This window comes from Leifsonia sp. PARNA 1/14 (assembly GCF_055720965.1).
The window spans coordinates 692,048-699,512 of record NZ_JBVQSP010000002.1; the positions used below are offsets into that span (position 1 = coordinate 692,048).

The 7,465-nt window shown below is 69.9% G+C and carries 8 protein-coding genes; 2 read left to right on the plus strand and 6 right to left on the minus strand.

Annotated elements, in window-relative coordinates; translation table 11 throughout:
• Window positions 1–2: 2 nt before the first annotated feature.
• A complete protein-coding gene (locus AC0HS0_RS08435) occupies window positions 3–905 on the plus strand; it encodes an alpha/beta hydrolase (protein ID WP_472963551.1) in 903 nt (300 codons plus the stop codon).
• A gap of 24 nt (window positions 906–929) precedes the next feature.
• Here AC0HS0_RS08435 and AC0HS0_RS08440 read toward each other — a convergent pair whose 3' ends face one another.
• Window positions 930–1,706, minus strand: coding sequence for a methyltransferase domain-containing protein (locus tag AC0HS0_RS08440; protein WP_472963116.1), 777 nt, complete (start codon window positions 1,704–1,706; stop codon window positions 930–932).
• 122 nt (window positions 1,707–1,828) lie between these two features.
• Complete coding sequence (locus tag AC0HS0_RS08445) at window positions 1,829–3,310, minus strand: glyceraldehyde-3-phosphate dehydrogenase (RefSeq protein WP_472963118.1); 1,482 nt, start codon at window positions 3,308–3,310, stop codon at window positions 1,829–1,831.
• Between the two features lie 346 nt (window positions 3,311–3,656).
• Here AC0HS0_RS08445 and AC0HS0_RS08450 point away from each other — a divergent pair, with 346 nt between their 5' ends.
• Window positions 3,657–4,031, plus strand: a complete 375-nt coding sequence (locus tag AC0HS0_RS08450; RefSeq protein WP_472963120.1) for a hypothetical protein — start codon at window positions 3,657–3,659, stop codon at window positions 4,029–4,031.
• Here the strand turns inward: AC0HS0_RS08450 and AC0HS0_RS08455 are convergent.
• The 4 genes from AC0HS0_RS08455 to AC0HS0_RS08470 form a co-directional block, all read right to left on the minus strand.
• A complete protein-coding gene (locus AC0HS0_RS08455) occupies window positions 4,028–5,065 on the minus strand; it encodes an SIS domain-containing protein (protein ID WP_472963122.1) in 1,038 nt (345 codons plus the stop codon). The genes AC0HS0_RS08450 and AC0HS0_RS08455 overlap by 4 nt on opposite strands.
• Before the next feature lie 45 nt (window positions 5,066–5,110).
• Window positions 5,111–5,959 carry a carbohydrate ABC transporter permease gene (locus tag AC0HS0_RS08460; RefSeq protein WP_055922648.1) on the minus strand — a complete coding sequence of 283 codons (849 nt, stop codon included), beginning with the start codon at window positions 5,957–5,959 and terminating at the stop codon, window positions 5,111–5,113.
• Complete coding sequence (locus AC0HS0_RS08465) at window positions 5,956–6,912, minus strand: carbohydrate ABC transporter permease (RefSeq protein WP_472963125.1); 957 nt, start codon at window positions 6,910–6,912, stop codon at window positions 5,956–5,958. Before AC0HS0_RS08465 ends, AC0HS0_RS08460 begins: the two co-directional genes overlap by 4 nt.
• The coding region (locus AC0HS0_RS08470; protein ID WP_472963127.1) for an extracellular solute-binding protein at window positions 6,909–7,465 on the minus strand (557 nt) is incomplete at its 5' end. The genes AC0HS0_RS08465 and AC0HS0_RS08470, both read right to left, overlap by 4 nt.

The window sequence follows — 7,465 nt, forward strand, 5'->3', positions numbered from 1 at the left end:
CGATGCCGAGCCCCGAGATGGAGGCCGTGCTCGCCACCCTGAGGCAGCGGCAGCGCGACGCCGCGGGCGCGCCGCCGAAGCCCGTGGAGGAGGTCCGTGCGGGGTTCGTGCCGGCCGATGCCATCCACCCGATCCCGTCCGACGTCCAAGTGAGCGAGGTCGCCGCAGGCGGCGTGCCTGCGCACTGGCTCGACGCCCCGGGCGCCGGCCACGGGCGTGCCCTGTTGTTCCTGCATGGCGGGGGATTCCAGCTGGGGTCGCTGACCAGCGACGGCGAGCTGGCGTCGCGCATCGGCAGGGCGGCCGCGATGCGGGTGCTGTTCCTCGAGTACCGGCTGGCGCCGGAGCATCCCTACCCTGCGGCGCTCGACGATGTGCGGGCGGCCTGGAGCTGGCTGACCGGGGATCAGCGGTTCGATCCTGGCTCGCTCGCGGTGGCCGGCGACTCGGCAGGCGGCGGGCTCGCCGTCTCCCTCCTCGTCGCCGAGCGCGACGAGGGCGGGCCTCTGCCCGGCGCGGGAGCGCTGATGTCGCCGACTGTCGACCTGACCAGCTCGGGCTCGTCGATGACCGACCGCGTCGACCAGGACCCGATCTCGACCCCGGAACTCCTGCGACAGCTGGCGTCCGATTACCTCGCCGGAGCCGACCCTCGCCAGCCTCTGGCCTCCCCGCTCTTCGCCCGTCTCTCGGGGCTGCCGCCCCTGCTCATCCAGGTCGGCACCGCCGACCTCCTGCTGAGCGACGCACAGCGTCTGGCCGGTGCCGCCGCGCGGGCCGGGGTCCGGGTGACCTTGGAGGTCGGCGACGGCCTCCCGCACGTCTACCAGCTGAACGCCGGCACTCCGGAGGCCCAGGAGGCGACGGAGCGGATCGGCCGGTTCCTGCGTCGGCACGTGCGGTGAGACACCCGCGCCGAGGCGTCGGTGTCAGCCGATCGTGCCGACGAAGAAGAGCCGGCGGAACCCGAACACCGTAGCGCCGTACGCGATCGGATACGCCTCGCGCAGGCGCGGCCGCAGCTCGTCGACGAAGGCGTCGGCGCGATCGCCGAGCTGCTGCCGGTAGGGGCGCAGGCGGGTGCCCTCCAGCCAGTTCAGCACGGCGTCCTCTCCGGTGAGCAGGTGCTGGTAGGTCGTCTCCCAGCCTTCGACGCGATGCCCGGCCTCGAGGAAGATGTCGAGATAGTCGCGCATGCTCCCGACCCGGGGGATGGCGGCGCCGGCGTCTGCGAGCGCATCGGCCCACTCGGGCCGAGCGGCGAGCTCGCGCAGCACGACCTGCGACGGCGAGTCCTCGTTGCCGGGGATCTGCACGGCGACGCGCGCGCCCGTGCGCAGGCGCGGCAGCCAGGACCGGAGCAGTTCGCGATGCCGGGGGACCCACTGCAGGGCCGCGTTGCTCACGATCAGGTCGAGATCGCCGTCGGGCTCCCAGTCGTCGATCGACTGCAGCGCGAAGGAGAGGTTCGGATGCCGCTCCGCGAGTGGTGCCGCGGCCGCCAGCATGTCGGGCGAGGAGTCGACGCCGACCACCTCGGCCTCCGGCCAGCGTTCGGCCAACGTGGCCGTGAGAGTCCCGGGGCCGCAGCCCAGGTCGACGACGCGGGCGGGCCGGAGGTCGGCGACCCGCGACACCAGATCGTGGAACGGCCGGGACCGCTCGTCGGCGAAGGCCTGGTATTGCTGCGGATCCCAACGCACCATGCCGTCAGCCTAGGGCGGCTCGGTGAACGCAGATCAGCCTCCCGCCGAGGGGCACGTAAACGCCCCTGAAACCGCGCTTGAGGGGGCACCTACGTGCCCTTCGATGTGCGGGAGGCGTCCAGCTAGTGCGCCGGCTCGAGCCGCACCTCAGCGCGCGGCGGCACGACGGCCGGGTGCGTGCCCGCCATCGCCTCCAGCACGCGGACGACCTGGCAGGAGTAGCCGTACTCGTTGTCGTACCAGACATAGAGCACGAGGTTGGTCTCGTCGGCGATGGTGGCGAGGCCGTCGACGATGCCGGCGCGGTGGGAGCCGACGAAGTCGCTGGAGACGACCTCCGGCGACTCGACGTAGTCGATCTGCTGGCGGAGGCCGGAGTGCAGCGACACGCGGCGGAGGTAGTCGTTGACCTGGTCTTTGGTCGCCGGCCGGTCGAGCGTGAGGTTGAGGATCGCGAGCGAGACGTCCGGAGTGGGGACGCGGATGCTGGAGCCGGTGAGCTTGCCGGCGAGCTGCGGCAGCGCCTTCGCGACGGCCTTGGCGGCGCCGGTCTCGGTGATGACCATGTTCAGCACCGCGGAGCGGCCGCGGCGGTCGCCCTTGTGGAAGTTGTCGGTGAGGTTCTGGTCGTTCGTGAACGAGTGGACCGTCTCGACATGCCCGCGCACGATCCCGTAGGCCTCGTCGACCGCCTTCAGCACCGGGGTGATCGCGTTCGTGGTGCAGGAGGCCGCCGACAGGATGCGGTCGCCATCGGTCATGGTGTCGTCGTTGATGCCGTGGACGATGTTCTTCAGCGGCGTCTTGCCGGGAGCCGTCAGGAGCACGCGCGCCACCCCGGGGCTGCTCAGGTGCTGCGCGAGTCCCGCCTCGTCACGCCACCGGCCCGTGTTGTCGACGATGATCGCGTCGCGGATCCCGTAGGAGACGTAGTCGATGTTCGCCGGGTCGTCGGAGTAGATCACCTGGATGCGGGTGCCGTTGGCGATGAGTGCGTCGTTCTCGGTGTCGACCGTCACCGCTCCGGGGAACGGCCCGTGCACCGAGTCGCGCGCGAGCAGGCTGGCGCGCTTGTGGAGGTCGTTGTCCGCCCCGCGCCGCACGACGATCGCGCGCAGCCGGAGACCGTTGCCGTTGCCGGCGTGGGTGATCAGGATGCGCGCGAGGAGCCTCCCGATGCGGCCGAACCCGTAGAGCACGACGTCGGTGGGGCCGGCAGCGTAGACCGCGTGGGCGACATCGATCTCCGCTCGCAGCCGCTCGCCGACGGCGTCGCCGTCGAGGCCGCGCACCGACATGGCGAGCCGGCCGACGTCGATCGAGGCCGGCTGCGGCGCGATCGCGAGCAGCGCGGTGAGCACGGTGGCCGTCTCGTCGAGCGTCAGCTCCTCGTGCCCGAGCTCGCGGGCGCGGTCGTGAACCGAGATGACCCCGGTCGCCGAGAGGTTGATCAACCGGTGGCCGTGAATCGAGGTGACCACGCCGTGATCACGGTAGAGCCGCCCGATCAGGGGGATCAGCTGTTCGGCGCGCTCCTCGCGGGCGACCCAGGCCGACCGATGCGATTCGAAGGCGTGCGGGAATTCGTCGTTGAAGGCGGTCACTCTCGGTACTCAGGGTCCTTCCGCGCTGGTGAGCGCGTCTGCGGTGGAGGTGCGGGGATGGCCGCACTGGGAGCCTATTTTCCGCTCGGCCCAAGATCCTCGGATATGAACTGGAAAGAATCGCGGTTCTTGCGCGTGCGCGAATGCGATTCAGTCGCCCCGTGGATGAATTCCAGAACCATCGCCTGTTTGACCGCTCAATCCTCCGTTACTTAACATCGGTGTAGGACGTCGTCGCTGCTGCCCTCGCGACCACGTCCGGCGCGACGGTGCAGGTGCGGTGCCCGCAATCCACAACCCGAAACCGCGCCCAGCGACCCCGGTCGCCGCACCATCCCGAGGAACAATGCTCGACCTGAGGATCGAAGTCGTCGCCCGAAACGAACTGGGGGCCATCGTCGCGCTCGTCACGCCGCACGGCGTCGTCGACGCCCAGCACGCGTCCACGCAGATCGCTCGCGGCGAGGCGAACTATGTCACCGGGCCGGACTCGTACTCGCGGGTTCCCGTCCGCGCGATCTCGTCGCTCGGAGGCGCCTATCTCTACGCGAACTGGGACGGCACGCAGCGCAACAACCTCCACGACCTGGCCGCCGTGCGCGTGCGCACGCCCCCGGCGGAGGTCATCGGCGATGCGCTTGCGACGGTCTGGTCGACGAGGCGAGGACGGGTCGCCGCCCTCTGGGGCCGGCTGCGCGCCGGGGTGCGCACGAGCAGCTAGACCGCCCGCACCGGAAGCTTCGTGTCGTCCTGGTGGTAGAGGAACACCTCCAGCGGGTACGGCTTGTGCTCGATCGCTGCCGCGATGGCCAGCTGCCCGATCACCGTCTCGACCACCGACCGCTCGAAGTGGCCCAGCCCGGCCGGCACCGTGACGACGGTGAGGCCCGGGTGGCCCGACGACGGGATCTCCGCGGCGGGCGTCGCCGTGACGAGGATCACCTGCACGCCGGCGTCGAGCACGGAGGAGGGGATGGTGGTCTCGCGTCCGTCGCCGAAGAGCACCAGCACGTCGTCGGACGAGAGGACCTCCATCGGGCCGTGCAGGTACTGGTAGGTCTCGAACGCGCTGCTCGCCGTGCGGAGGCCCTCCCGCACCATGAGCGACAGCTCGGAGGCCGACGCGAGGGACGCGCCGCGGCCGACGACGTCGATACTGGTCGCCTGCGCGAGTGCGCGACCGATCGTCTCGGCGACGGCGGCGTAGTCGCGGAGCGCGTCGGCGGCCCGGGAGGGGAGGCGCTCGGCCTCCGCCCGCGCGTCCAGCGTCCCGACGTGGTCGAGCAACAGGGCGTAGGCGAGGATCGTCGCCGTGTACCCGCTCGTGTATACCGGGGAGTCGGGGAACCCGCCGAGACCGAGCACGACGTCGGTGGCCTCCCGGATGGGCTGGCCGGGGAAGTTCGTGATGCCGATCCGTGATCCCGGGGCCAGCGCCCGCGCAGCCGCGAGCGGCTCGGGGCTGCGGCCCGACTCGGAGACGACGATCGCGTGGTCGGCGGCGACGACGGCCAGGCCGTCGGCCACGTCGGAGGCGATGACGGCGCTGGCGGCGCGGCCGTGCTGCGCGAGCGCGGCGAGGAGGACGTGTGCCGAGTTGAGTGAGGCTCCCATCGCGATCACGGCGACGCTGTCGTCCGCGCCCCAGTGCGGGAGGTCCGCCGCGTCGAGATCGCGCGCGACCGTCTCCAGGGCGATCCGTAGGTTGGCGGGCTGGGCGTTCATGGCGTCGATGAAGGATGCGGTCGGTTCCATAGTCGTCTTTCTCTCGGGGAGGTGGTCGTCGGGGTTCGGGAGAGGTCAGCCCTTGACGGCGCCGGCGGCCATGCCGCTGACGACGTAGCGCTGGAAGACCATCGCCACGATGATCGGCGGGAGGGCGGCGAGGATTCCGCCGGCGGCGACCAGCCCGAAGTCGGTGGTGTAGCGCCCGGCGAACTCGCTGATCGCGACAGGCAGGGTCTTCGCGGCGTTCGACGACGTGAAGATGAGCGCGTACATGAACTCGTCCCAGGCCAGCAGGAACGCGAACATCAGGGCGGCGAAGATGCCCGGCCGGGCGGCAGGGAGGACGACCCGGAACAGCGCACCCAGCCGGCTCGTGCCGTCGATGCGCGCGGCCTCCTCCAGCTCCTCGGGGATGGTGAGGAAGTAGTTGCTGAGGATCCAGAGCACGAACGGGACGACCAGCGAGCAGTCGACGATGATCAGCCCCGTCACGGTGTCGAGCAGCCCCAGCGAGTTGAGGATGAGGTACAGCGGGATCAGCAGGGCGATCTGCGGGAGCATGTACGTCGCGAGGAACAGGATCAGGACGGCCTGACGGAACCGGAACCGCAGCCGCGCGAAGGCGTAGGCGCCGAGGATCCCCACGATCATCGAGACGCCGACCGTGCCGACCGCGACGATCGTCGTGTTGGCGAGCGCCGCCCGGAAGGTGGCGCCGACGCTGTCCGCGCCGCCGCGGAAGATGAGTTCGTACCGGCTCCAGTCGAGCGTGTCCGGAATCCACTGCAACGGCGTCGAGATGAGCACCCGCTGCGGCGTCACGCTGGCGAGCACCATCCACCCGAACGGCAGGAGGATCACCAGGGCGACGACGAGCGCGGCGAGGTGCAGGAGGATCGAGTTGCGTTTGGCATGTCTCACAGCAGGCTCATCTCGGATCGGCGCAGCAGGCGGAGGTAGAAGAACGTCAGGGCGAGGATGACGAGCACGATGATGTACGACAGCGCGGCTCCGACCCCGAAGTTCTGGTCGGAGAACGCCGTCGTGTAGGCGTAGTACGCGACGGTCTGGGTGCCGTTGACAGGGCCGCCGCGCGTCATCGCGTAGACGATGTCGAACACCTTGAAGGCCTCCACGGTGCGCAGCACGAGCACTACCGAGATCGACGGCACCAGCATCGGCAGGATGATCGAGCGGAAGATCCGCGGCCAGCTCGCCCGGTCGACCTTCGCCGCCTCGTAGAGCTCGGAGGGGATGGAAGTCAGCCCGGCGAGCAGGAAGAACGCCACCAGCGGCGTCGTCTTCCAGACGTCGGCGATGATCACCGCGTTGAGGGCGGTGGTCGGGTCGCCGAGCCAGGCCTGGTACTGGTGGATGATCCCGAGCTGGGTCAGTGCCGCGTTGAGGGCGCCGTACTGCGCGTTGAAGATGCCCTTCCACATCGCCGCGTTGACGATCGTCGGGATCGCCCAGGGGATGATGACGATCGCGCGGAACAGCCAGCGCGCGCGCAGCTTCGCATTCAAGAGGCCGGCGACGATCAACCCGAACACGAGCTCGAGAGCCGTGGACACGATCGTGAAGTAGAGCGTGCGTCCCATCGCCGCCCAGAATCCGGACGAGCTGAGGACGCCGATGTAGTTCTGCAGCCCGACGAACGGTGTGTCGGTCGCCAGCGCCGAGTCGACCTCGAAGAACGAGATCAGCAGGGTTCGCAGGATCGGGTAGACGATGACCCCGAAGACGGCGATCGCGGCGGGCAGGAGCAGCCAGAACGCCAGCCTCCCCTGGTTGTCGCGCCTGCGGCGGGTGCGGCGCTCCCGTGCAGGGGAGCGCCGTTCCGTCTCGACTCCGGCGACCGACACGCCGGTCACTTCAGGCTCGCGTTGGCGGCCGTGACCGCGTCGTCCAGCGCCTGCTGCGGCGTCTTCTTGCCGAGCAGCGCGTTCTGCAGCTCGACCTGGATCGCCTGCGAGACCGTGTTGTAGTTGGCCACCGGCGGCCGGAGGATCATCGAGTCGTACGCCTTGCCCGCCGCGGCGAACACCTCGGGGTTCGTCTTGGTGATCTCGGGCTTGGTGTAGCTGGACTTCCAGTTGGTCATCGAGCTGGTGACGTACTTGTCCTGCACGGCCTCGCTCGTCATGTACTCGATGAACTTCCACGCCGCGGCCTGGTGCGTCGACTTGGCGCCGATCGAGAGCGCCATCGAGCCGTTCACGCCCGGGTTGTCGCCGTTCGGGCCGGCGGGCGGCACGGTGACGGCGACCTGGCCGACGACCTTCGAGATGGAGGGGTCGTTCTGGTCGCGGAAGGTCGACTCCCAGTTCAGCTCCATCGCGGTCTTGCCGGCCGCCATGGACTTGTCGGTGTCGTCCTCCAGGAAGGTCGTCGACGCCGGGTCGGTGAGACCGTCGTCGATCGAAT